We start from the raw sequence: 23,451 nt of genomic DNA, 5'->3' as shown, positions 1-23,451 counted from the left end.
CCGGTACTGATATGGGTCAACGCGCGGCGACAATCTGCCGCGCTTTCTCCAGGCGCTTGGTGCGCGCCGTCTCGGCGATGCGCAGCAGGCCCTGGTCGCGTTGCCACAGCTCGGCCCAGTGCGCCGGGCCGGCGGCGAAGGCCGCCTGCAGCTCGCCGCTCAGTGCCTGCTGCTGGGCGAACAGGCCGGCCAGCAGCAGGTGCGTGGTCGGTGCATTGGGCGCCTGCCGCGCCACCTCCGCACAACCGGCCAGCAGCGCCTGCAGGCGCAACAGCAGAGCGTCCGGCCAGGCACATTCGCGGCCCACGCCGAACTGCCAGGCACAGACCGCCGCAAGCACGTGCACATCCTCCAGGGTGCGGAAGGGCTTCACGTAATCGTCCCAGCCGTCGCCGGCCAGGCGCTCGCCGTGCGCCTGATCCAGATGCAGGCGGGCATGACCGATATCCGGCATCAACGGCAGTGCCGGCAGCGGCTCGATGCGCACGCCCGGCGCGCCCTGGCGCACCACACCCAGGGCCAGGCGCGGCGCCTCGTGCGCCTGCTCCTCGCGCGCCGCCACCAGCAGCCAGTCGGCGCATTCGGCGGCGGTGACGAAATCCTTGCGGCCGCTGATCTGCAGACCATTGATGCGCGTGCTCATGTCGGCCGGGCGGGTGCTGCGATTTTCCGTCACGCACAGCGCACCGGCCGTCCAGGGCGCCGCCGGCCACAGCATGCGCAGCGCCGCCTGGTAACCGGCGAGAAAGGCCAGCCCCGGCGTGGCCGCCTGCAGGCCGCCCGCCAGCGCCAGTTCGAAGGGGTACGGCGCGCCGCCCAGACGCGCCAGCAGGCGGGCGTACCAGTCTTCCAGCCCCGCCTCGGCAGTCAGGCGCTCGATGGGCTGAAACAGGCTCGACCAGGGCATCGCAGACCTCCTCGCGGCAGCGGCGCAGGCGCCGTCACATAAGCATCAAAAAAACGTCACGGTGGTGACACCGCGCGAACCTAGCCTGAGCTTGCCCAACAAGATCGACCGGCTGCAAGCATTCAGCCGGCACACGGAGGATCTGGCATGACTCAACCCGCTCGCCGTCTGCAGGCCGAACGCCTGCAAGGCCCCGCCGCCCTGCGTGAAGCCCAGGCCTTGCGCTACCGCGTATTCAGCGCGGAATTCGACGCCAAGCTCAATGGCGCCGAACTGGGTCTGGACATGGACGACTACGACATTCACTGCCGCCATATCGGCGTCCGCGACATGAACAGCGGCGAGCTGGTAGCCACCACCCGCCTGCTCGACCACCAGGCTGCCGCCGGTCTCGGTCGCTACTACAGCGAAGAGGAATTCGCCCTGCACGGCCTGGCCAAACTCGAAGGCCCGGTGCTGGAGATCGGCCGCACCTGCGTCGATGCCGCCTACCGCAACGGCGCCACCATCGCCGTGCTCTGGGGCGAACTGGCCGAGGTCCTCAACGAGGGCGGCTACCGCTACCTGATGGGCTGCGCCAGCATTTCCATGCGGGACGGCGGCATCCAGGCCCAAGCCATCATGCAGCGCCTGCGCGAACGCTACCTGTGCACCGAGCACCTGCGCGCCGAGCCCAGGCACCCGCTGCCGCCGCTGGACGTACCGGGCAACGTCATCGCCGAAATGCCGCCGCTGCTCAAGGCCTACATGCGCCTGGGCGCGAAGATCTGCGGCGAACCCTGCTGGGACAAGGACTTCCAGGTGGCCGACGTGTTCATCCTGCTCAAGCGCGACGAGCTGTGCCCGCGCTATGCCCGGCACTTCAAGGCCGCGGTCTGAAGGTAGGAGCGCGCTCTGCTCGCGAACGAGACCGCTCGCCATTGGCGAGCAGAGTCGCTTCTGTACAACGCACGACGGCCAGGCATCGCCAAACGCCGCTATCCATGGATAATGCCGGCACTCGTCCACAAGCGGAGGCCTCGATGGCCAAACTGCGTCTATCCCTGCGCCTCTTTCATCTGGCCCTGGTGATCGCCTTCGGCGCACTGCTGGCCGCCATCGTCAGCCTCTGCGAACGAGTGGCCCGGCATGACCTGATGTCCCTGCGTCAGCGCCTGACGCGCTGGTTCCTCGCGCGTCTCGGCGGCGCCCTGCCCTTTCGCGTGCGGGTCGAAGGCGAGTTGCCCGAACAGCCGATGCTCTGGGTCGCCAACCACGTGTCCTGGACCGACATCCCGCTGCTCGGTGCGCTACAGCCGATCTCCTTTCTGTCCAAGGCCGAGGTACGCGCCTGGCCGCTGGCCGGCTGGCTGGCGCACAAGGCCGGGACCCTGTTCATCCGCCGCGGCGCGGGCGACAGCAACCTGGTCGGCCAGCAACTGACCCGCCATCTGCAACTCGGCCGCCACCTGCTGATCTTCCCGGAAGGCACCACTACCGACGGCCTGACCCTGCGCACCTTCCACGGCCGCCTGCTGGCGAGCGCCATCGACAGCGGCGTGGCCGTGCAGCCGGTGGCCATTCGTTACCTGCGCGGTGGCCAGCCCTGCCCGGTGGCGCCCTTCGTCGGCGACGACGACATGCTCTCGCACCTGCTGCGCCTGCTCTCCAGCCCGGCCGGCGAGGTGGAGATACGCCTGCTCTCGCCGATCCCCAGCGAATCGCGCAGCCGCAACGAACTGGCCCGACACAGCCAGGCGATCATCGCCAGCGCCCTGCAGCTGCACGCGCCGCAGGAGCAAGCAGAGGCGGCGTAAAGCACCTCGAGGCTGGGCGTGTTTAGAGGCAGTCGAAGTTGCCCTAAGCTGCCGCCGAACAGCATGGTCCAGCCTCAGAATGGGGGCATCTAAGCAAGGACGCGCTCTTCAATTCATCGATACGCCTGCAAAGCCGAACAAAGCATGGGAAAATCCCGCGCCCGACTCGCCGATGCCCGTTCATGCCCCAGCCGCCGAAACGCCCGCGCAAACCCGCTCCCGCCGCCGTGAAGACCGCACCGGCAAAGGGCGAGCTGCATCCACGCAACCGTCACCAGGGCCGCTACGACTTTCCTGCGCTGATCAAGGTCAGCCCGGAACTGGGCGATTTCGTCATCACCAATCCCTATGGCAAGCCGAGCATCGACTTCGCCAACCCGGCGGCGGTCAAGGTGTTCAATCGCGCGCTGCTGGCGCAGTACTACGGCATCCGGCATTGGGACATTCCAGAGGGCTATCTGTGCCCACCGATTCCCGGCCGCGCCGATTACCTGCACAACCTCGCCGACCTGCTGGCCACTGACAACGACGGGCAGATACCCCGCGGCGCCGGCATCCGCGCGCTGGACATCGGCGTCGGTGCCAACTGCATCTACCCGCTGATCGGCCATTGCGAATACGGCTGGCACTTCATCGGCGCCGATATCGCCCCGGCAGCGCTGGCCTCGGCGCGCGCCATCGTCGCGGCCAATCCGCTGCTGGCCGGCGGTATCGAGCTGCGCCAGCAGGCGAATGCCGAGCATATCTTCCTCGGCCTGTTGCAGGCGGACGAACGCGTCGACCTCACCCTGTGCAACCCGCCCTTCCATGCCAGCGCCGACGAAGCCACCCGTGGCAGCACGCGCAAGTGGCGCAACCTCGGCAAGCTCGACCCCAGGCGCAAGCTGCCGGTGCTCAACTTCGGTGGCCAGGCGGCCGAGCTGTGGTGCCCGGGTGGCGAGGCCGCCTTTCTCAAGCGCATGGCCAGCGAGAGCGCGCAGGTGGCAGGGCAGGTCTTGTGGTTCAGCAGCCTGGTGTCCAAGGGCAGCAACGTCGAGCTGCTGCAGGGCTGGCTGGCCAAGGCCGGCGCGGCGGAGGTACGCATCCTCGGCATGTCCCAGGGGCAGAAGCAGAGCCGCCTGGTGGCCTGGACGTTCAAGGATGGCGAAGCGCGGGGTGCCTGGCGGCAAAACCGTTGGCGCTAGACCAACCGGCCGGAGAACCATTGGTGCGCAGGGCGCACCCTACATGTTGGTCCAGCGCGCCGGGCCGTAGGGTGCGCCGCGCGCCCCGATCGAGCTACCAGGGCAGCCAGCCGCCCAGGCCCAGCCAGAGTCCGGCCAGCGTCATGCTCAGCAGCGTCACCGGCACGCCGCTGCGGGCATAGTCGACGAAGCCGATGCGCACGCCCTGACGCTTCGCCCCTTCGGCGACGATCAGGTTGACCACGCTACCGATCAGCAGCAGGTTGCCGGCCAGCGTCGACATCACCGCCAGACCGATCAGCACGGCGTGCGACAGCTCCGGCATCAGCCCCAGCAGCAGCACCACGAAGGGCACGTTGCCGATCAGGTTGCTCGCCAGCAGCGACGAGGTCGCCAGCGAAATCACGCCCTGCGGCAACAGCCCATGCTCGGCCAGCCACGCCGCGCCCTGCGCCAGCTGCGGCAACTGCAGCGCGGCGCCGCTGACCAGAAACAGCCCGACGAACAGCAGCAGCAGGTTCCAGTCCACCTTGTTCACGTAGTCGCGGCTGTCCACCCGCCGCGACACCATCACCAGCACCGCGATCAGCAGCGCCGACAACTCGCGCGGCAACGCCGTGGCGAACAGCGCCAGCAGCGCCAGGCTGGCCAGCAGCGGTTTCAGATAGCTGTGCGCGCCGTAGATGCGCTCCACCGGCATGTCATCCGCTGGCAGTGGCCTGGGCTCGCCCCAGCGATGTCGCCACTGCAGCCAGATCACCGCATAGACGATGGCCATCGCCGCCAGCGCAGGCATCCCGGCCACGGCGACATAACCCCAGAAATCCAGCCCGCCGGCCTGGCCGATCAGAATGTTCTGCGGATTGCCGATCAGGCTGGCCGCCGAGCCGGCATTGCAGGACAACGCCAGCGCCAGCAGAAACGGTCGGGCATCAAGGCCGCGTAGCTGCAGGCTGCGGCACAGCAGCGGGGTCAGGGCGAAGGCGACGATATCGTTGACCAGAATGGCCGACAGCAGGCCGCCCAGCAGCACCACGCCGGCCAGCAGCACGGCCGGGCGCTCGGCATGATGGGTCAGGTATTCGTTGAGCCAGGCATAGACGCCGGAGAAATCGAACTGGGCGGAAATCAGCATCAGCGCCAGCAGCAGCAACAGCGCACCGGGATCGAGGTGATGGGCGGCGTCCTGCATGCTCAGCGCGCCGCTGACCAGCAGCAGTACCGCCGCGCTGCAGGCGATCCAGCTGCGGTCGATGCGCAGGCCGCGAATACCGCCGGCCGCCATGCCCGCATAGGTGATAACGAACAGGCCGATGGTCAGCCAGGAAGCGAAGGTCATGCTATGCCCGCCAGAACAGACGCGATTTGAGGATGCGGACTCTAGCGAGCATGACGCCACACGGGAATAGTCCGCCGCGGTTTTCCCGCCCCGCTCAGGGACGCGCCAGGTAGGCCGCCACCCGCGCCTGATACTCGGACGACTCGCGCTGGCGCCGCACCTCATCCCAGATCGCTTCGGCAAGGTTCGCTTCGCGCGCCAGCAGGTCCTTGGAAAGCATCAGGTAATAGGCCTTCTCCTCCAGGGGCTGGGGCAACTTCTCCAGCCGCTGCGCCAGCTGCGGATGGGCCTTGAGCAGAAAGTCGCCACGCTGGGTCTGCAACGCCACAGCATCCACGCGCCCGTGAATCAGCATGCGCAGCAAGGCCAGCGGATCGCGACTGGACTCGTCCACTTCCAGACCGTGGGCCAGCAACAGATCACGGATGGAAAATCCGCTCAGCGAGCCGACACGCCGGGTGAAATGGCTGAAACGCTGACCGTCCCAAGCCGCCGCGCTGCCGATACGGCGGTACAGCGCATAGCGGGAGGTGTGCAGTCGCCTAAACTCGTCCACCTGTCCGGCGCCGTCGCTCGGGTAATGCCCCATACTCAGGCGTTCCTGCTTGAAGCTGGCGGCGAAGGCACCGTCGTACAGGCCATGCTCCAGCCCGGCCAGGCAACGCTTCCAGGGCACCGCGACGTAGACGAAGTGCAGCGCCAGGGCGCGCTCCACCAGCCCCAGCAGCTCGAAGTTCAGCCCGGTACCGTCGGTCATCACCCAGGGAAAGGAGTCCTGATCCTCGTGGCACAGGGTCAGGCCCGGCTCCGCCCCGTGACTGGCACAGGCCACCAGCCAGAGCAGACAGCAACACAGAACTTGGCGCAACGACGACGCTCCATGAGCCAGAGCCAGAGCCAGTGCGGCCTGGCCGCAAGCTGTCGGCAGTAATTGACGGGTTATACCTATGCTGCCATCAAGCATAGGCCGGTTCCGCCGATGCGATAGCCACTAGCCATCGCCCCTGCTGCGCCGTCCGTCTCGGGCCGCGCGGCAACAGGGACTTCAGCGAATGAATTCGCGGCTGATCTGGCGGAACAGGTCGTTGCCAGCCTGTTCGAGCCATTCGAAGGCGACCATCTCGCGCGACACGATCACCGCCCCGGCGCGTTCCATCCGCGCCAGGCCCAGGGCCTTGTCGCGTGGCCGACGCGAGCCGACGGCCTCGTCCACCACGAACACCTCGCGCCCGGCCGCCAGCAGACCGAGCACCGTCTGCAGCACGCAGACATGGGTTTCCGTGCCGCAGACGATGAACTGCCGGCGCTCGCCGCCCGGCAGATCGAACAGCCCGGCGCCGGCGGTGGCCGAAAAATGAATCTTCTCGCGCAGCCCCGCGCGCGGCAGCAGCGCACGCAGACCGGCCTCGGTCGCGCCGAGGCCCTTGGGATATTGCTCGGTGGCAATCACCGGCACCTGCAGGTGCTGCGCCACCTGCACCAGCCAGGCGGCCTGCTCGACCACCGCCGCGCCGTCGTCGATGGCCGGCAGCAGCCGCTCCTGCAGGTCGATCACCAGCAGGGTGGAATCCTTCGCTCGCATCAGCATCGCTACGCTCCTTCCTTCACTGCAAAACGCGCGTCGAGCCGGCTGTAGCCGAGGCCGACGCCCTTGTGCACCCGCAGCTGCACGGGAATGCGTTCTTTCATCGCCTCGACGTGACTGATCACGCCGATGGTCTTGCCGCTGGCGTTGAGGTTGTCCAGAGCATCGAGCGCCACCTCCAGGGTTTCGCCATCGAGCGTACCGAAGCCTTCGTCGAGAAACAGCGAGTCGATGCTGGTCTTGTGGCTGACCAGATCCGACAGCGCCAGGGCCAGCGCCAGGCTGACCAGGAAGCTCTCGCCACCGGACAGCGTGCGGCAGTCGCGCGCCACGTCGGCCTGCCAGGTGTCGCACACCTCCAGCTCCAGTTCGCCGCTGCTCTTGCGCGCCAGCTGGTAGCGACCGTGCAGGCGCGTCAGTTGGCGATTGGCCAGGTGGATCAGATGATCGAGAGTCAGGCCCTGGGCGAACTTGCGGAACTTGGCGCCATCGGCCGAACCGATCAGGCCGTTGAGCTGCTGCCACAACGCGTGCTCGCTCTCCTGTGCAGCGATCTCGGCGAACAGCGCCTGCTGGCTGCTGCGCCGCGCATCGTCAGCCTGTAACTGGGCGCGCAGCTCGCCCTGGCGCTGGCTCAGCTCGCGCAAGGTCAGCTGCAGCGCCTGCAGCTGCTCGTCCAGCTCGATCAGCGTCAGCTCGGTCTGCGGTGTCGTGCTCAGTTGCTGCCATTGCGCGTCGGCGGCGGCCAACAATGTCGTGGCCTCGGTAAGGGCTTGCTGCAGACGCGCCTGCAAACTCGTCAGACGCTCACGTTCGTCATCGTCCAGCAGCGCGTCGAGAAATGCCTGCAGGTCAGTGAAGGGGCTGACCGCCAGCGCCTGCTGCCAGCGCTGCTCGGCTTCGCTCAGGCGCTGCTGCAATTGCTGCAGCAGGCTCTGCTGGCTCTGCTGCCGGCCACGCAGGGCATCGCTTTCGCGCTGCGCGCTGGCCAGGCTGTCGATGGCACCTTGCAGGGCCTGCTCGGGCTGCGCCACTGCCTCGGGCTCGATCAGTGCCGGCGCCTGTTCGGCCTGCCAGCGCTGTTGCCATTGCTCGGTCCGGGCCTCGGCTTCGGCGAGCAGACGCTCGGTTGCGCGCAGCTGCTCCTGCAACTGCTGGTCCTGCGCCTGAGCCTGCTGCCAGTCGCGCCAGGCGCTGGCCTGCTTGGCTAGCCAGGTGTCGGCGTCGGCCGGCAACTCCGAGGCGAAGCCATCGAGACTGGCCAGCAGCGCCTGATCGTGATGCCGCAGTTCCTGCTCCAGCCCTTGCAGACGCTCGCCCTGTTCGCGTTGACGCGCCTGCAGGTTTTCTTCATCGCGCGCCTGCAGCGCCAGGCGTTGCTGCATATCGGCCAGCGCTCGTTCGGCAATCTCACGAGCACTGCGCGCCTGCGTCAGCTCGGCCTGACGGGTTTCGACCTGGGCGAGACGCTGCTGCAGCTGCCCCAGATGCTGCTCATGCTCACGCTGCAACTGACGCAGCGCTGCACCATCGGCGATCTGCAGGGCCTGCTCGGCCAGTTGCTGCTGCCACTGCGCGTCCTGTTGGGCGACGCGCTGTTGTGCCTGTTCCAGTTGCTGCTGCAACTGGGCGATCTGCGTGGCCAGACGGGTCAGTTCGTCGCGCAGGGTGCCGCCCTGGCTTTCCAGCTGCGCCAGGTCGCTGCGGCACTGCTCCAGCGCCTGGCGCGTGGCGGAGACATCCAGCGCCTGGTACTGGCTGACCGCCGGATGCTCGTGCGAGCCGCACAATGGGCAGGCTTCGCCCGGCTGCAGCTGGGCACGATAGGCTTCCAGATCCTGAATGCGCTGCTCCTGCTCCAGCAGCTTTTCCTTGTCGGCAACCTGCTGCTTGAGCACTTTGTAGCGCTCGCGCAGGGCGGTGATTTCATCGTTCTTGGCGGCATGCTGCGTTTGCAGCTGCGCCAGGTGCGGGGTCAGCTCGGCGATCTGTTCGGCCGTCTGCTCGCGGCTCTGCACCAGTTGTTCCAGGCGATCCAGCGCCCTTCCCTGCACCTGCAGCTGCTGCCAGCGCTGCCGCAGCCCGGCCTCGTCGTCCGCGCCGAGCAACGCCTGCAGCTCGCTGTGCTGTCCGGCTTCGAGGGCTTGCGCCTGCACCAGCCGCGTCGCCGCGTCCGTCTGCTGCGCGGCGAGCTGATCACGCTGCTGTTCCAAGGCAGCGAGCTGCTCGCGCTCTCGCACCATGCTCTCGCGCAGCGTCTGCTGCCGCATGAGCTGTTGCCCGCGCTGATCGAACTGCGCGCGCCAGCCGCCAAGCAACTCGCCCAGGCGGGCACGTTGCGGGGTAGCACTCAAACGCGCTTGCAGCGTTTCACGCTGCTCGGTCAGACGCTGCTGTTCGCTCTGGTGCAGGCTCAGGCATTGCCGGGCGTAGCGGCTGGCCAGCCAGAGTTGCTGGTGCTCGCGCTCGCTGCTGTGGCGCTGCTGCGCCTGCAGATCGTCCAGCACCTGCTGCGCCTGCTGTCGATCCTGCTGCAGCTGCTGCCAGCTCTGATACAACGGCTGCAGGCGCGCGGCCGGTTCACTGGCGGCCAGACGCTGCAGCTCGCCGGCCGCCTCGTTGCGCGCCTGCTGCGCCTGCTCCAGTCCCATTCGCGCGCGCTCGCATTGCTGCTCGGCCTGTTGCAGGGCTTCGCGCCAGCGGCGCTGGCCTTGCAGGGCCTGTTGCTGCGCCAACAGCGGCGCCTCCTCCTGGTTCAGGCGCTGATGCTCGGCCTGCAATTCGGCACGCTGCGCCTCGTCCAGCAGCTCCATACCCTGAGCGCGGCTCTTCAGCAGATTCAGCGCCTGTTCCGACGCCTTGGTGCGCTCGTAGACCTGCTGCGAGATCAGTCCGTACACCTCGGTACCGGTCAGTTCCTCCAGCAGCTCGGCGCGCTGGTTGGCGTTGGCCTCGAGAAAGGCCGCGAAGCCGCCCTGGGCCAGCAGCATGGATTTGGTGAAACGCTCGAAGTCCAGGCCGGTCAGTTCGGCGGTGAGATGTTCCTTCTCGCGAATCTTGTCGGTGAGGATTTCGCCGTCGGCAATACGCGCCAGCTCGACCTTGGGCGCCTGCAGCGCGCCTTCGACCTTGTCCCGCGCGCGGCGCTGGCTCCAGAAGGCGCGATAGCCCTGTCCTTTCACCTCGAATTCCACCTCGGCCAGGCAGTCGGCAGTGTGCCGGGTCATCAGCTCGTTGCCACTGGCCGACAGCGTGCTCATTCGCGGTGTGCGGTGGTACAGGGCCAGGCAGATGGCATCGAGCAAAGTGGTCTTGCCCGCGCCGGTCGGCCCGGTGATGGCGAACAGGCCGCTGCCGGCGAAGGGCTCGGCGGCAAAATCGATCTTCCATTCGCCCTTGAGCGAGTTGAGGTTCTTGAGGCGCAGGCTGAGGATTTTCATGCACAGGTCGTAAGCCGTTGAAGGCGTTCATTCTGGCATATCCGTGTGGCGTAACGGCTCAATCGCGGCAGTAGCCCTCGCCGCTGCGCACGGTCAGGCAGTTCTGTTTGTCCAGCAGCCATTTCATGCCAGTGGCCCCACCGTCGGTGGCGCGAATGCGCTCCACCACGCCATCGCGCACGAAGACGATCTGCGCTCCCTGCGCACGGCCGACGAAGCGTCGCGGGCCGTCGAGGTTGGCGATGGTCAGCCGGTAGTCGGCGGGCGTTCCGCTGATCTCCAGGTAGGTGCCCTCCGGCCCCGTCCAGCGCCCCAGCCACTGCTCGGTCACGGCGGCATTGGGCGCCGGCGAGCTGCCGCAACCGACCAGACCGGCAAACACGGCCACTGCCGCAATGGGAAGAAAGAAAACTCGCTGCATATCCGACTCCGTTGTCGTGCGCTCAAGGGTGGGGGTTGGCCAGGGTTCGACCGTCGCGCTGCGGTGGCGGTTCAGGCGTGCCCGTGCCCATCAGAGCGCCTCGATGCGGTCGCGGCCACTGGCCTTGGCGCGATACATCGCCTGATCGGCGCGCTCCAGCAGGCTATCAAGGCTCTCGCCCGGGCGATACTCGGCAATGCCGAAGCTGGCCGTCTTGCGCTGCACCCTGTCGAAAGCGAACCCGTTGATGCGCTGCTGCAGCGCCTGTACGGCCTGCTTCGCCTGCGCGGCATCGTTCTCCGGCAGGACGATCAGAAACTCCTCACCGCCCAGCCGCCCCACCTTGTCCAATACCCGCACGCTGTCGCGCAGCAAGGTCGCGAACTGGCGCAGCACGCTGTCACCCACCGCATGGCCGTGGGTATCGTTGACGCTCTTGAAATGGTCGATATCGATCAGCACCACGGAAAACGGCGTGCCATACCGGTTGGCCCTGGCGATTTCCTCGGCCAGGAAGCGCTCCATGCGCGAGCGGTTCCACAGCCCCGTCAGCCCGTCCAGGCTGGCGCTCAGGGCCAGCCGGTCCTGATGCAGGAACATGCGCTTATGCGCTCGCTCCAGCAGGAACGCACTGAGCAGCCCGAAGGAAAACGACGCCAGGATCCAGATCAGGTGAAGCCGCTGCATGCCCGGCTCCAGCGAATGGTCGAGGGTGACGACGAGAATCACCAGTACCGATGCCGAGGCCGTAGCCAGGGCCTGACGCAGGGTGAGGCCGGAGACGGCGAAGGTCCACATCAGGTTGAGGTAGATTTCCGGCGCGAAATGGACGAACAGCGGCGTGCCGAAATTGAAATGGAGATTGGCCGCCGCCGTGCATACGGGCGCCACCGTGAGAATCGTGAACATCGTGCGCTGGCGGCTCGGCTGAAAGCTCAGCACCCCCACCGCCAGCAGCGCCCCGGGCACCATCAGGCCATGAACGATGAAACGGGCCAGCACCTGCTCGCTCGTCACGTTCTGCTCGATGGCGGCGTAGATCAGATACAACGCCATGGTCAGAAAGGCGACGTAACGAATCTGCGGAATCTTCGCCTGACGATACCAGTGGTCGAACGCCTGCCGAGTGGCAGCCTGCACCCCGTGCAACGGATCCAGCGATCGCGCCAATGCATTGAATAACGGCACTTTCGCACCTCTGCCAAATGGCCATCACCCACAGCATAGAACGCCTGCGGCAGGACGGACCACAAGACGAGGCGTCAGGGCTGCGAGGAAGGGAGGAGCGTAGTAAGCCGAATCCAGGCCCCGGCAACTCAAACAGCAACCGGATTGGCCACGACAAAGCGACCGTGGCACTGGCCAGACGGGGCAAAACAGGAGAAAAAAGCGGAGTTCACTACCGGCAATCTGCTTTGATTTAACCGTTGGCCCAAGGTCAGCGATATGGAACAAATGTTGGCGAAGAAAGCGGATTGCCGCCTGCACGGAACGGGTTTCACGGCTTGATGACGATACGTCCGAGCGGCTTCTCCTTCTCGGCATATTCATGGGCTGCGGCAGCCTCCGACAATTTAAACGTCCGGTCAATGACGCTGCGAACACTGCCCGTAGCGACGGCCTTCAACATGTCGTCGACATTCGACCGTATGGCGGATCTTTCGAAAAGCGTCCCCATAAACACTCCCAAGAGTGTTTGGTTGGCCTGCATCGGCGGCCACAGGTCAGCTGTCAGGCTACCGCCACCCGCATTACCGACAAAGACAAGACGGCCCTCATGCGCGAGCGAAGAGAGGGAGGCCTGCAGAGTCTTTCCGACCGGATCGATAACGAGGTCAACGCCTGCGCCCTTTGTGAGTGCATGAACGGTTTCCACCACATCACAGTCAGCGCGGTCTATTACGTGGTGAGCGCCGAGCTCAAGCAGGCGACCTCTGCGTTGCGCGCCGCTTGCTACCGCGATTACCGTCGCCCCCGATTGTGCAGCGAGCTGAAGAGCAGCCACCCCTACTCCGCCGGCAGCCGCCTGGATGAGAACAGTCTCTCCCCGTTCAAGCGCGCCTCGCGTGAAAAGACAGTGGTAAGCGGTTCCAAATGAGATCGGCACAACTGCAGCATCCGACGCATCCAGGCCATCAGGTATGCGCCATGTTCGCGCCTCCGGCACCGACCAGAGTTCCGCGTGCGATCCCTGCATATTGAACGCTACGACCCTGTCCCCGACCTTGCGGCTTGTAACGCCCGAGCCGATCTCCATCACGGTGCCGGCTGCCGCATAACCGACGACCCATGATGGATGGGGCGGCGGGGTAGAGCGACGGTTTATCAGATCGCCACCCTCAAGCGAAATGGCCTCGACGGCAATCAGCACATCGCCTGGTTCAATAGCGGGTGTTGGAAGATCGATGTACTTCAGAACACTAGGGGCGCCGGCTGTATCGTAGACTGCTGCTTTCACAATTTATCTACTCCTCGTCCGCATCAAGCTGTGGATTGGTGCGCCCAACTTGCGTCGACTGAGGCAATTTATCGGCACGAAGTCGGTCTCAAGATCTGCTCCAGCCCCCGCATTCCCGGGAGCGAAACGACAATGATTGAGAGCGTCGATCTATCGGCGTTGTTCCATCGAATTCGCCAAGGGCTGCGCTGGAGGAGATCCGTCGATTTGAAGCGGCGGTCTGATCAGAAAAGGTGGGCAAATGTCTCCCACTGCACCGAATTCTTCGCCAAACGCACGGAAGTGCGTCGGCGCATCTGGCGTTTGATCACCCGGAACGGGGGCTCACCCTGGCACCGAACCGCGCCATGGTCTTCTCAATCTTGCGCTTGGCTTTGATAGGCGCATGTACCTAGTCATAAGCGCATTGTGGGCACCTAGGCTCTTGGCAGCGTTTCCAGCACCTGCCGATACAGGTCCTGCAAGCGCTGGCTATCGTCCTCATCCAGCGTTTCCTGTTGCAGCCTGCGTGAAAAGACGTCCTCCACCGACAGCTCATCCAGGGTTTCCCGTGCTTCGCTGGCCAGACTTGCGCTGGCCGCGCCGCGCTCGCGGCGAATGCGTAGCACCTCGACAGGCAGCCCCTCGCACAGGGCATTGATGCGGCTTTGCAGATCACTCAGGTAATCGTCGCTGCTGACCTGTACCTCGAGCCACACAGGCCGCTCGGGCGTGCCCTGGGCGGCCTGTTCGGCGATGGCGCCGGCCAGTTCCTTGAGCGAGCCGCGCAGGCTGGCCATGGGCTGGAACACCGGCACGGGCAGGGGGGTGATCGATTGCAGCGAGCCATCGCCGAAGGTCAGGAGTAGCACTTCCTTCTGCTGCCGCGCTTCATCGAAGGACAGCGCGATGGGCGAGCCGCTGTAGCGTATGTGCTCCAGACCGCCGACCTTCTGCGGCCTGTGGATATGACCGAGGGCGATGTAATCGGCGGGCGGGAAGGCGCTGGTGGGGAAGGCCTCCAGGCTGCCGACGTAGATTTCCCGCACCGACTCGCTGGCACTGGCGCCCACGGTGGTCAGGTGACCGGTGGCGATGATCGGCAGCCCCAGGCCCAGCTCGTCGCGCTTGCGCTGCGCCAGCTCGTGAAGGGCTCGGTAGTGCTCGGCGATGGCCTGCTGCAGCGACTGCTGCTTGTCCTGCGCGCTCTGCCCGGCCTGGCTGGCCGTGACATCACGCGGGCGGATGAAGGGTACCGCGCAGAGAATGGCGCCAGGCACACCCTCGCGGTCATGCAGCACCCGCACCTGCTCGGCGAGATCGACACCGACACCCGGCACCACCTGGGTACCCAGTTGCGCCAGCAGGCTGCGGCTCTCGCCGAGCATGGCCGGCGAGTCGTGATTGCCGCCGAGTACCACCAGCGCGCAGCCGGCGTCGCGCAGCTCCACCACCAGGCGGTAGTACTGCTCACGGGCATAGCTGGGCGGCGCACCGGTGTCGAACACGTCGCCGGCTATCAGCAGCACATCCACGGCATGGCTGCGGACCTGCTCCAGCAGCCAGGCGCAGAAGGCCTGATGCTCGGCCTGACGGGTCTTGCCCATGAAGTGCTGGCCCAGATGCCAGTCGGAGGTGTGCAGGATGCGCATGGAGGGAATTCTCGAAAAGCCGGGCCTTTAATCCCGGATGCCTGTGGAACGCAGAAAATCAAAGCAATAATTTCAAATGGCCACTACTCCAAGCCCTACTCCTTCTCTATGATGCTTTCGCCCGGAATGGGCACACACATAGGACCAACTACTTGGAAGTAGTAACGGAATGAATAATAAGTTTGCCATCCCTCTAGCTCCGCTTGCTTTGATCCTCGGCATCAGCGGGTGCGCCAGCATCGTGAGTGACTCGTCCTACCCGGTAAGCGTAACTAGCGCGCCGGAAGGGGCAGATTTCGAGATCCGCAATCGCTCGGGAAAGGTTGTACATACCGGTATGACGCCTGGCACCGTGTCACTGAGAGCAGGTGCCGGCTACTTTAAGGGCGAACAGTACACCGTCAGCTACAAGAAGGATGGTTATACCTCGCAGGTCTCCACCTTGGACAGCAGCCTGGACGGTTGGTACTGGGGCAACATTCTGTTTGGCGGCCTTATCGGCCTTTTCGCAGTCGACCCAGCTACCGGGGCAATGTTCAAACTGCCGGAAAGTGCGTCGGTTTCGCTGCCTGCAGCAATCACTGAGCAAAAATCGCCAGCGGTACCACTGACTAGCCAAGCTGAGTAGTCAAACCCCTGGCTTGATGGGATGGCAGAGCGATTGCCATCCCTGCATGACTTCTTAGCCATCAAGTGCTGCAGGGAATTTTTCAACCTCAATCCCCAAGCTACCTAAGCGCGCCTCTGGAATATCTCGATATCACTGCGGGCGACCCCGTGATTAGCAGAGCGAATATGCTCGCCTCACAAAGCGCTCTACGAGCACGTGCGGCTTCGCCCAAGTAGCCAGGTCAAACGAGGCGTAGACAAGTCTTGCCCATGAAGTGCTGGCCCAGATGCCAGTCGGAGGTGTGCAGGATGCGCATGCGGGAAACGACCAAAGCGGATAACCCGCCTACAGTGCCTGCGCGCCTGCGCCAAGGCAACGTCGGCGCTTGCGCGGCGTGCGTTAACATCCGCTTACACAGCCACAGGCAAGGCCGCCACTGGCCTGCCGGGCATTCTTGCCCAATCCCGCAAGGCCTCAGTACGAACCTTGGCCAGCCCCGTCAGTCGGACCAAAATCGCCCCCCTGTGAGGAGATTCCACCGATGAGCGCTGCATCCGTTCGTACCTTCTCGTCCCTCACCCTGTCCGCCGGGCTGCTGGCCGGACTGCTGATCGACACGGCGCAGGCGCAACCGCCGCGACTCGACGTGCCCTACGTGCCAACCCCCGAACCGGTGGTGGCGCACATGCTGGAACTGGCCGAGATCGGCCCGGACGACTACGTCATCGACCTCGGTTCGGGCGATGGGCGCATCGCCATTTCCGCCGTGCAGGATCACGGCGCCCGAGCGGCCTATGGCATCGACCTGGACCCCGAGCGCGTCAGCGCGGCGCGGGAGAACGCCGAACGCGAAGGCGTGGCGGACAGGGTCACCTTCGAGCAGGGCGATCTGTTCGAGAAGGACATTTCCCAGGCCGACGTGCTGACCATGTATCTGCTCTCCACCGTCAACATGCGCCTGCGACCGGTCATCTTCGACACCCTCAAGCCAGGCACCCGCGTGGTGTCGCATGCCTTCAACCTGGGCGACTGGGAGCCGGATCGCAGCGATGTGATCAACGGCAACGCGGTGTTCCTGTGGATAGTGCCGGCCAAGGTCGCCGGCCAGTGGACCATCGAGGCGGACGGTCAGCGCTATCAGGTGGAGCTGGACCAGCACTTCCAGAAGGTGGTGGGCAGCGTGGACGGTCAGTACGGCGGGTTGAGCGGCCAGCTCAGGGGCAACGAGCTGAGCTTTACCCTCAATGACCGGCTGTACGTGGGCCAGGTCAATGGCCGCAGCATCGAGGCGGTACCGGGCAAGGGGGCGGTGCAGGACTGGGTCGCCCGCAGGAGCTGAGCCATGACTGCGCAGGCCTCATCGCGGGCCGGCCTGTCGGTCGTCGATGGCGTGGCCATGCTCGCCGGCGTGGTGATCGGGGTGGGCATCTTCGGCCTGCCGCCCCTGGTCGCCCAGCATGCCAGCAGCGCCGAACTGTATCTGGCGCTGTGGCTGGCCGGAGGCCTGGTCATGCTGATCGGCGCGCTGTGCTACGGCGAGCTGGGCGCCGCGCACCCGGATCAGGGCGGCGAATACCACTATCTGAGTCTGGCCTGGGGGCCGCAGGTCGGCCTGCTGTTCGCCTGGGCGCGCGGCACGGTGATCCAGACCGGCGCCATCGCCGTGGTCGCCTTCATCTATGGCGACTATGCCCAGCGCCTGCTGCCCCTCGAGCCGTACGGCAGTGCCTGGCATGCCGCCTCGGTGGTGGTGGCGCTGACCCTGCTCAACCTGCTCGGCACCCGTGAATCGCGCCGCGCCCAGGTGTTCTTCAGCGCGGCCACGGTGGCGTCGATCCTGCTGGTGATACTGGCCGGCCTGGCCCTGGCCGAGCCACAGCAGGCAGCGGCCGCGCCGCCGCAGGCGAGCGGCAGTACGGCGGCCATGCTCGGCATGGGCATGGTGTTCGTGCTGCTCACCTATGGCGGCTGGAACGAGGCGGCCTACCTCTCCGGCGAACTGCGCGATCCGGCGCGCAACATGAGCCGCGTGCTGCTGATCGGCACGGCGCTGGTGACCGCCCTGTACCTGCTGGCGAACCTGGTGTTCCTCGATATCTTCGGCCTCGACGGCCTGCGCCAGACCGATGCGGTTGCCGCCGACCTGATGCACATGGTCGCCGGGCCGCGGGCCGAGGCCATGCTCGCGCTGTTCGTCTGCCTGACTGCCCTGAGCACGCTCAACGCCACCATCTTCACCGGCTCGCGGGTGTACTACGCGCTGGGCCGCGATGTACCGCAGCTGGCCTTTCTCGGTCGCTGGAACGAACGTGGCGCCACGCCTCTGCGCGCGCTGCTGCTGCAATGCGCGATCACCCTGCCGCTGATTCTGTTCGGCGCGCTGAGCGAGAACGGCGTGCAGACCATGGTGGCCTACACCGCGCCGGTATTCTGGTTGTTCATGTCGCTCACCGCCCTGGCGCTGATCCGCCTGCGCCGCAGCCAGCCCTGGGTACGGCGCCCGTTCAGCGTGCCGCTGTATCCCCTGACGCCGATCCTGTTCGCCCTGACCTGCCTGGGCCTGTTCTATTCCAGCACCCTGTATGCCGGCAGCGGCGCGCTGCTCGGCCTGCTGGTGCTGGCAGCCGGAGCGCCACTGCTGCTGTTGCAGCGCACGGCCCTGCAGGAGCAGCCCGACACGGCGGAGTGAAGGCGCCGACTCACATGGCCCAGTCGGTCACCACCACATGGGTCTTGACCTTCTGCATGCCGGGAAACTGCTCGATGGCGCCGCGCACCTCGCTCAGGCGCGCCATGCTCGGCGCCTCGACCAGCACCAGCATGTCGGTCTCGCCGCTGATCCCACTGCAATGGCGCACCTCGGGAAAGGCCCGCATGCGTTCGACGAACTCCTCGCAGCGACGCCCCTGATAGAAGAGTTCGAGAAAGGCCTTCACCCCACCCTCGCCCGGCTCGGCAACCCGGGCGTGATAGCCGCGAATCACCCCGCTGCTCTCCAGTTGGCGAATGCGCTCGCTGACCGCCGAACGCGACAGGTTGATCTCGCGGGCAATCTGGCTGACGGTGGTACGCGCATCGGCGCGCAGCAGGGCGAGGATCTGGCGATCGAACTTGTCCACGGGGTTCTCGGGCACTAGGCAGTTTGACGGGAAGAACCGCCATTTCGACGGCAAAAGGCGACAGCCTGAACCTGGCCTGCGCCCTTACCATGGCGGTTCGTGCAACGGCGTGAGCATACCCCATGAGTCGACTGAACAAGGAATTGGGCCTGCTGCAGGGCATCGCCCTGCTCAGCACCTCGCTGCTGGGCACCGGCATCTTCGTGGTGCCGGCACTGGCCGCCACCGCCGCCGGGGCGGCCTCGCTGTGGGCCTGGCTGCTGCTGATCGCCCTGGTGCTGCCGGTGGCCTTCACCTTCGCCCAGCTGGGCCGACGCTTTCCCCACGCCGGCGGCGCCCCGCACCTGATCGGGCGCGCCTTCGGCCTGCGCCTGGAAGGCGTCAGCGCCCTGCTGTTTCTCGCCGTGCTGCCGGTCGGTCTGCCCGCCGCGCTGCACATCGCCAGCGGCTTCTGGCTGGCGCTGTTCGATCTCGACGCCACTGGCCTGCTGCTGATCCAGCTGGCCACGCTGGCCGCCATCCTTCTGCTCGGCCAGCGTCCGGCGCGTGCCTCCGGCGTGCTGCAGGGGGTCATCGCCCTGGCCATCGTCGGCAGCGTGGCGCTGATCTGGTGGATCGGCGATCTGCCGCGCGCCAGCCAGCCGTTGCTGCCGCCCATGACGGGCCAGTGGCACTTGCTGCCGGCTGCGCTGGGGGTGATGTTCTGGTGCTTCGTCGGCATCGAGGCCTTCACCCACCTGGGCGAGGAGTTCAGGCGCCCCGAGCGCGACTTCCCCCTGGCCCTGCTGCTCGGGGTGCTGCTGGCCGGCCTGGTGTACTGGGCCTGCTCGGTCGCGGTGCTGACCTTCGCCACCTATGGCGACATCCACAGCGACGCCACCGCCCTGCCGCGGCTGTTCGAAGTGCTGCTGGGGGACAAGGCCCGCGTGCTGGTGGCGGTGCTCGGCTACCTGGCCTGCTTCGCCTCGATGAACGTCTACATCCAGGGCTTCGCCAGGCTGATCTGGAGCCTCGCCGACGAAGGCCGCCTGCCGGCGCCGCTGGCGGTGCGCAATGGCCATGGCGTACCGGGACGCGCCTTGCTCCTGGTGGTGATCAGTTGCGCCGTCTGCGCGCTGCTGACCGGGGCGCTGACGCTCTCGGTGGATGATCTGATCCGCTACGCCAATGGCAACTTCGTGCTCATCTACCTGCTCAGCATGGCCGCGGGCGCGGTACTGCTGCATGGCATCTGGCGCTGGCTGGCTGCACTGGCGACGCTGCTGTGCGCGGCGGTGCTGGTCATGCTCGGTGGCGATGCGCTGTATGCCCTGGGCCTGCTCGGCCTGCTGCTGGCGCTGGATCAGCTGCGGGTCAGGCACAAGGCCCTCACCTAGCAGGCCGGCGACGGCTGCATGGAGGCAGGAAGCCAAAGCCGAGGTTTTCAACGGCCGGCTGAGCGCGACCATCGGAGGTGCCAATGCGCCATCGGTGACCCCAACGGCGATGGGGTTCTATCCTTGCTATGAACCCGTCTGCCCCGATCCGGCGCTGCGCGCCAGGCTCTCCCATGCGGGAGAGGGAAAGGGCAGACGTCGCTTCGCATTTTTCATCGCCAAGGAAGCCTCATGCGCCGCGTACTGCACGACCTGAAGATCATGATCCTGGCCAACCTGTGGATAGTTCCGGTGGTGGCCGCCCTGGTCTGGGCACTGTTCCAGTTTGTCGCTCCGCCACCGCCGATGAGCGCCAGCATGGCCACCGGCACCCAGGGCGGCGCCTACCGGATGTTTGCCGAGCGCCTGAAGGAGGAGCTGGCCAAGGAAGGCTTCGAGCTGAACCTGGTGCCGACCTCCGGCTCGCGCGACAACCTGCAGCGCCTGCTGGCAGACGACCCCGATGTGCAGATCGCCCTGGTGCAGAGCGGGCTGGAACGTCAGCTCGCGCCTGACCAGCAGGCGCGCCTGCAGAGCCTCGGGGCGATCTATCAGGAACCGCTGTGGCTGTTCTACCGGCGCGAGGTCAGCCTCGACCGCATCGCCGATCTGCTGCCGCTGCGCCTCGGCCTGGGCGGCGAAGGCAGCGGAACCCGCGCCGCCAGCGAGGCCATCCTCGAAGCCAACGGCATCGCTGCCGAGCAGTATCCACCCGCCTGGCAGGACGCCGGCGGCGGCAAGGCGGCTCGCGCCCTGCTGGCCGGCGAGCTGGACGCCGCCTTCTTCGTCGGCCCGGCGGAGAATGCCCTGGTGCAGCAACTGGCCGCCGCGCCGGAGATCGCCCTGGCGCATTTTCGCCGCGCCGCCGCCTACGAGGCGCGCCTGCCCTTCTTCAACCAGGTGAAGGTGGGCGAAGGTCTGCTCGACCTGGCCAGCAACGCGCCGGATCGCGACATCGTCACCCTGGCGCCGGTGGCCACGCTGGTGGTCAACGACCAGTTCAACCCTGGCCTGGTACCGCTGTTTCTCGCCGCCAGCCGCGAGGTGATGCGCAGCGGCACCCTGCTCGATGCCGCCGGCGCCTTTCCCAGCGCCGAACCGCGTACCTTCGACCTGCACCGCGACGCCGAGCACTTCTACGACAAGGGCCTGCCGATCCTGCAGCGCTACCTGCCGTTTCGCATCGCCTCGCTGGCCGACCGCTACATCATCCTGCTGATCCCCCTGATCGTGGTGATGATCCCGCTGCTCAAGGCGGTGGGGCCGATCTACCAGTGGCGCATCCGCGCGCGCATCTACCGCTGGTACAAGTACCTGCGCGACATCGACCGCAAGCTGCACGCCGGCTCGCTGCCGGCCGAACTGGAAAGCGAGATCCAGCGCCTGGAAAGGCTCGAGGACGAACTGGCCGCGGTGGAGGTGCCGCTGTCGTACTCCAACGAGCTGTACGAGCTGCACATGCACCTGCGCTACGTGATCGAGCGCCTGCGCGCGCTGCAAAAGCGCCGCGGCGAGGGCCCCGAGCAGGCGCCCTCGGTGGTGCCGAGCCCGGAGCGCAGCTAGCTTCGGGCAGCGGCCACAAAAAAGCCCGCGATACGCTCGCGGGCTTTTCTTTCGTAGGGTGCGCCGTGCGCACCGGCTTGCGCCACGCACGGCGCCCTACGCCAGGTCACACGACGCTATTTGACCCAGTGCTTGCCCCAATGGGTGATGTCGTAGGCCTGGGCGCTGCGCATCATCATGCGCGAATCCCTGGACGCGGCGATCTCGTCATCGACGATCTTGGTCGACAGCGACAGCCAGCTGGCGACGAAGGCCATGGCATCGCCGTTGACCTCCAGCGCGCGCAGATCGACGTTGTTCAGGTCATCGCAGGCCTCGTGGTAGCACGGATCGAAGGCCTCGCCCGCAGTGCCGCCATAACGGCTCGCCTGCTCTTCGGACTTGACCACCTCGGCCCCGGTGAACAGTCCGCCGAAGGCGATGCCATCAAGGAAGAACTGCGCATAGTCGGAACGGAAGCTGATCTCGTCACCCTCGAACGGCAGACCGCGCAGGCGGTAATACTCGCCGAACAGACGCTCGAGCGCGGCCGAGCCGGGCGGGCCCTGCAGGCCGAAGTCCGAACCGTCGCCGTCATAGATGAAGTAGGCGAAGTTCGGCGAGGCGATCATGTCGAAGTTCAGGTACGCCTTGATCTTCGCCTTCTCCTCGTCGGGCAGTTGGTTGACGTAGTAGGTCGAGCCCACCAGCCCCGACTCCTCGGCGCCCCACCAGGCGAAACGCAGCTTGTTCTTCGGCTTGGCCTTGGCCATCTGCACGGCCAGCTCCAGCAGCGCGGCGCTGCCCGAACCGTTGTCGTTGATGCCGGCCCCCTCGAACACCGAATCCAGATGCGCGCCGAGCATCACCACGTTGCCCGCGTTGCCGCGCTTGCTCTCGGCCACCAGGTTGTGGGTCTGGGTCCGTTCGCGCACCACGTCGGTGACCATGCGCACCTGCTGCTCGGCCGTCTGCGCCAGGCTCACGCCCACGTCATAGGTGGTGAACAGCACCGGAATGCCACCGGAATAGGCGTCGCCCAGGGTGGCGTTGAGCAGGCCCTTGCGGTCCTCGCTGTCGCCCTGGTTGAAGATCACCACGCCCACGGCGCCAGCGGCGGCAGCGTTCTCGGCCTTGATCTGGAAGTTGCAGGTGCCGCGCTGCAGCAGGGCGATGGAGCCAGCCGGGAAGGCGGCGAAATCCTCGGCCTCGCAGCCGCTGCTGGACTGGTTGCCCTCGCCCAGGGCGATGTCCACCGCTGCCACCGGTGCACTGACGTCGCCGGCATCGGTCTGCGACAGGTAGGTGAAGTCCACCTCCCACTCGAACTGCGCCGGGGTCGGCGCCAGGCTCTGCAGCACGCCGGGCCCCTGCGGGTAGAACGCGCTGAACGGGAAGGCCTGACGGGTCACCTTGTAGCCGGCGCTTTCCAGCGTCGCCTGCACATAGTCAAGCGAGCGCTCGTAACCGGACAGGCCAGCGGCGCGGTTGCCGCCATTGGCCAGGGCGATGTCGTTGAACATCTGCAGGTGGGTCATGCTGTTGGCCGCCTGCATGCAGCGAGGCAACAGCAGCGGCGTAGCACTCAGCACACCGGAACGGCACTCCGCCGGCCCGAGCCGGGTCGGGCTCCAGAACTGATCGAACAGTTCGGTGACGTCGAGCCCCTTGGCCGCAGTGGCCTGCCCGGAAATGGCCGCCAGCAAGGCGGCGCCCAGTAGACGGCGATTATTGGTCTTGTTGCGCATGTAATCCTCCAATCCATATCTGGAGATCGAGAAAGGCGGCAACGCTTGTGGCGCCACCGCGGTGCGTCCCTTTACTGCGTCGTGTGGACGTGAAAGACGCTAGACCGAGTTGCGCCATCGCGCGAATCGAAAATCGCGATTTTTGCAGAAAATAGAGTTCTATCACTGCAGATAGCGGCACTTAGCCAGCAAAGATCCACACCCCAGTTTGCACCACCGGCAGCGCGTGGCGATGTCAGGTAGACTTTGCCCAGCC

General features: G+C 66.2%; 19 protein-coding genes. 8 read left to right on the top strand and 11 right to left on the bottom strand.

What is annotated here, in order from left to right; translation table 11 throughout:
- Nucleotides 1-16: 16 nt before the first annotated feature.
- On the bottom strand, nt 17-907 hold the full coding sequence (locus L1F06_RS05700) for an acyl-CoA dehydrogenase family protein (RefSeq protein ID WP_096827222.1): 891 nt from the start codon (nt 905-907) through the stop codon (nt 17-19).
- Nucleotides 908-1,054: 147 nt separating this feature from the next.
- Here L1F06_RS05700 and olsB point away from each other — a divergent pair, with 147 nt between their 5' ends.
- The 3 genes from olsB (at nt 1,055) to rlmF (ending at nt 3,887) form a co-directional block, all read left to right on the top strand.
- Entirely contained in the window at nt 1,055-1,786 is a 732-nt protein-coding gene (gene olsB, locus L1F06_RS05695; RefSeq protein ID WP_129483913.1) for an L-ornithine N(alpha)-acyltransferase, read from the top strand.
- Between the two features lie 143 nt (nt 1,787-1,929).
- A complete protein-coding gene (locus tag L1F06_RS05690) occupies nt 1,930-2,703 on the top strand; it encodes a lysophospholipid acyltransferase family protein (RefSeq protein WP_003246474.1) in 774 nt (257 codons plus the stop codon).
- 182 nt (nt 2,704-2,885) lie between these two features.
- Entirely contained in the window at nt 2,886-3,887 is a 1,002-nt protein-coding gene (gene rlmF, locus L1F06_RS05685; protein ID WP_129483912.1) for a 23S rRNA (adenine(1618)-N(6))-methyltransferase RlmF, read from the top strand.
- A 94-nt stretch (nt 3,888-3,981) separates the two neighbouring features.
- Here rlmF and L1F06_RS05680 read toward each other — a convergent pair whose 3' ends face one another.
- From L1F06_RS05680 to sbcD, 8 genes are all read right to left on the bottom strand, one after another.
- Nucleotides 3,982-5,226, bottom strand: a complete 1,245-nt coding sequence (locus tag L1F06_RS05680; RefSeq protein WP_129483911.1) for an ArsB/NhaD family transporter — start codon at nt 5,224-5,226, stop codon at nt 3,982-3,984.
- A gap of 94 nt (nt 5,227-5,320) precedes the next feature.
- Nucleotides 5,321-6,094, bottom strand: a complete 774-nt coding sequence (locus L1F06_RS05675; RefSeq protein ID WP_129483910.1) for a substrate-binding periplasmic protein — start codon at nt 6,092-6,094, stop codon at nt 5,321-5,323.
- 177 nt (nt 6,095-6,271) lie between these two features.
- The gene (locus tag L1F06_RS05670) at nt 6,272-6,814 is read right to left on the bottom strand and encodes a hydrolase (protein ID WP_129483909.1); all 543 of its coding nucleotides are present in this window, start codon (nt 6,812-6,814) and stop codon (nt 6,272-6,274) included.
- 2 nt (nt 6,815-6,816) lie between these two features.
- Nucleotides 6,817-10,251, bottom strand: coding sequence for an SbcC/MukB-like Walker B domain-containing protein (locus L1F06_RS05665; RefSeq protein ID WP_129483908.1), 3,435 nt, complete (start codon nt 10,249-10,251; stop codon nt 6,817-6,819).
- A gap of 58 nt (nt 10,252-10,309) precedes the next feature.
- Nucleotides 10,310-10,672, bottom strand: coding sequence for a hypothetical protein (locus tag L1F06_RS05660; protein ID WP_129483907.1), 363 nt, complete (start codon nt 10,670-10,672; stop codon nt 10,310-10,312).
- A 90-nt stretch (nt 10,673-10,762) separates the two neighbouring features.
- Nucleotides 10,763-11,860, bottom strand: coding sequence for a GGDEF domain-containing protein (locus tag L1F06_RS05655; RefSeq protein ID WP_252576736.1), 1,098 nt, complete (start codon nt 11,858-11,860; stop codon nt 10,763-10,765).
- A gap of 310 nt (nt 11,861-12,170) precedes the next feature.
- Nucleotides 12,171-13,130 (bottom strand): quinone oxidoreductase family protein, encoded by a 960-nt coding sequence (locus tag L1F06_RS05650; protein WP_129483906.1) that lies wholly within the window; start codon nt 13,128-13,130, stop codon nt 12,171-12,173.
- A gap of 416 nt (nt 13,131-13,546) precedes the next feature.
- Complete coding sequence (sbcD, locus tag L1F06_RS05645; protein WP_129483905.1) at nt 13,547-14,761, bottom strand: exonuclease subunit SbcD; 1,215 nt, start codon at nt 14,759-14,761, stop codon at nt 13,547-13,549.
- A gap of 169 nt (nt 14,762-14,930) precedes the next feature.
- On the opposite strand from sbcD, the gene L1F06_RS05640 reads away from it, so the two are divergent.
- The 3 genes from L1F06_RS05640 to L1F06_RS05630 all read left to right on the top strand — a co-directional run bounded on the left by L1F06_RS05640 (nt 14,931) and on the right by L1F06_RS05630 (nt 18,060).
- Entirely contained in the window at nt 14,931-15,389 is a 459-nt protein-coding gene (locus L1F06_RS05640; protein ID WP_129483904.1) for a hypothetical protein, read from the top strand.
- 523 nt (nt 15,390-15,912) lie between these two features.
- Complete coding sequence (locus L1F06_RS05635) at nt 15,913-16,710, top strand: 50S ribosomal protein L11 methyltransferase (RefSeq protein WP_129483903.1); 798 nt, start codon at nt 15,913-15,915, stop codon at nt 16,708-16,710.
- A gap of 3 nt (nt 16,711-16,713) precedes the next feature.
- The gene (locus tag L1F06_RS05630) at nt 16,714-18,060 is read left to right on the top strand and encodes an APC family permease (protein WP_129483902.1); all 1,347 of its coding nucleotides are present in this window, start codon (nt 16,714-16,716) and stop codon (nt 18,058-18,060) included.
- Between the two features lie 10 nt (nt 18,061-18,070).
- On the opposite strand, the gene L1F06_RS05625 is transcribed toward L1F06_RS05630, so the two are convergent.
- The gene (locus L1F06_RS05625) at nt 18,071-18,490 is read right to left on the bottom strand and encodes an Lrp/AsnC family transcriptional regulator (RefSeq protein WP_041772959.1); all 420 of its coding nucleotides are present in this window, start codon (nt 18,488-18,490) and stop codon (nt 18,071-18,073) included.
- A 122-nt stretch (nt 18,491-18,612) separates the two neighbouring features.
- On the opposite strand from L1F06_RS05625, the gene yjeH reads away from it, so the two are divergent.
- Nucleotides 18,613-19,866 (top strand): L-methionine/branched-chain amino acid transporter, encoded by a 1,254-nt coding sequence (yjeH, locus tag L1F06_RS05620; protein ID WP_129483901.1) that lies wholly within the window; start codon nt 18,613-18,615, stop codon nt 19,864-19,866.
- A 231-nt stretch (nt 19,867-20,097) separates the two neighbouring features.
- Nucleotides 20,098-21,468, top strand: a complete 1,371-nt coding sequence (locus L1F06_RS05615) for a TAXI family TRAP transporter solute-binding subunit (protein WP_129483900.1) — start codon at nt 20,098-20,100, stop codon at nt 21,466-21,468.
- Between the two features lie 116 nt (nt 21,469-21,584).
- On the opposite strand, the gene L1F06_RS05610 is transcribed toward L1F06_RS05615, so the two are convergent.
- A complete protein-coding gene (locus tag L1F06_RS05610) occupies nt 21,585-23,195 on the bottom strand; it encodes a M28 family metallopeptidase (RefSeq protein WP_003246446.1) in 1,611 nt (536 codons plus the stop codon).
- Between the last annotated feature and the right edge of the window lie 256 nt (nt 23,196-23,451).

The sequence above is a fragment of the Pseudomonas hydrolytica genome, assembly GCF_021495345.1.
GTDB classification, from domain to species: domain Bacteria; phylum Pseudomonadota; class Gammaproteobacteria; order Pseudomonadales; family Pseudomonadaceae; genus Aquipseudomonas; species Aquipseudomonas hydrolytica.
This window is presented reverse-complemented; position numbering and strand designations above follow the sequence as displayed.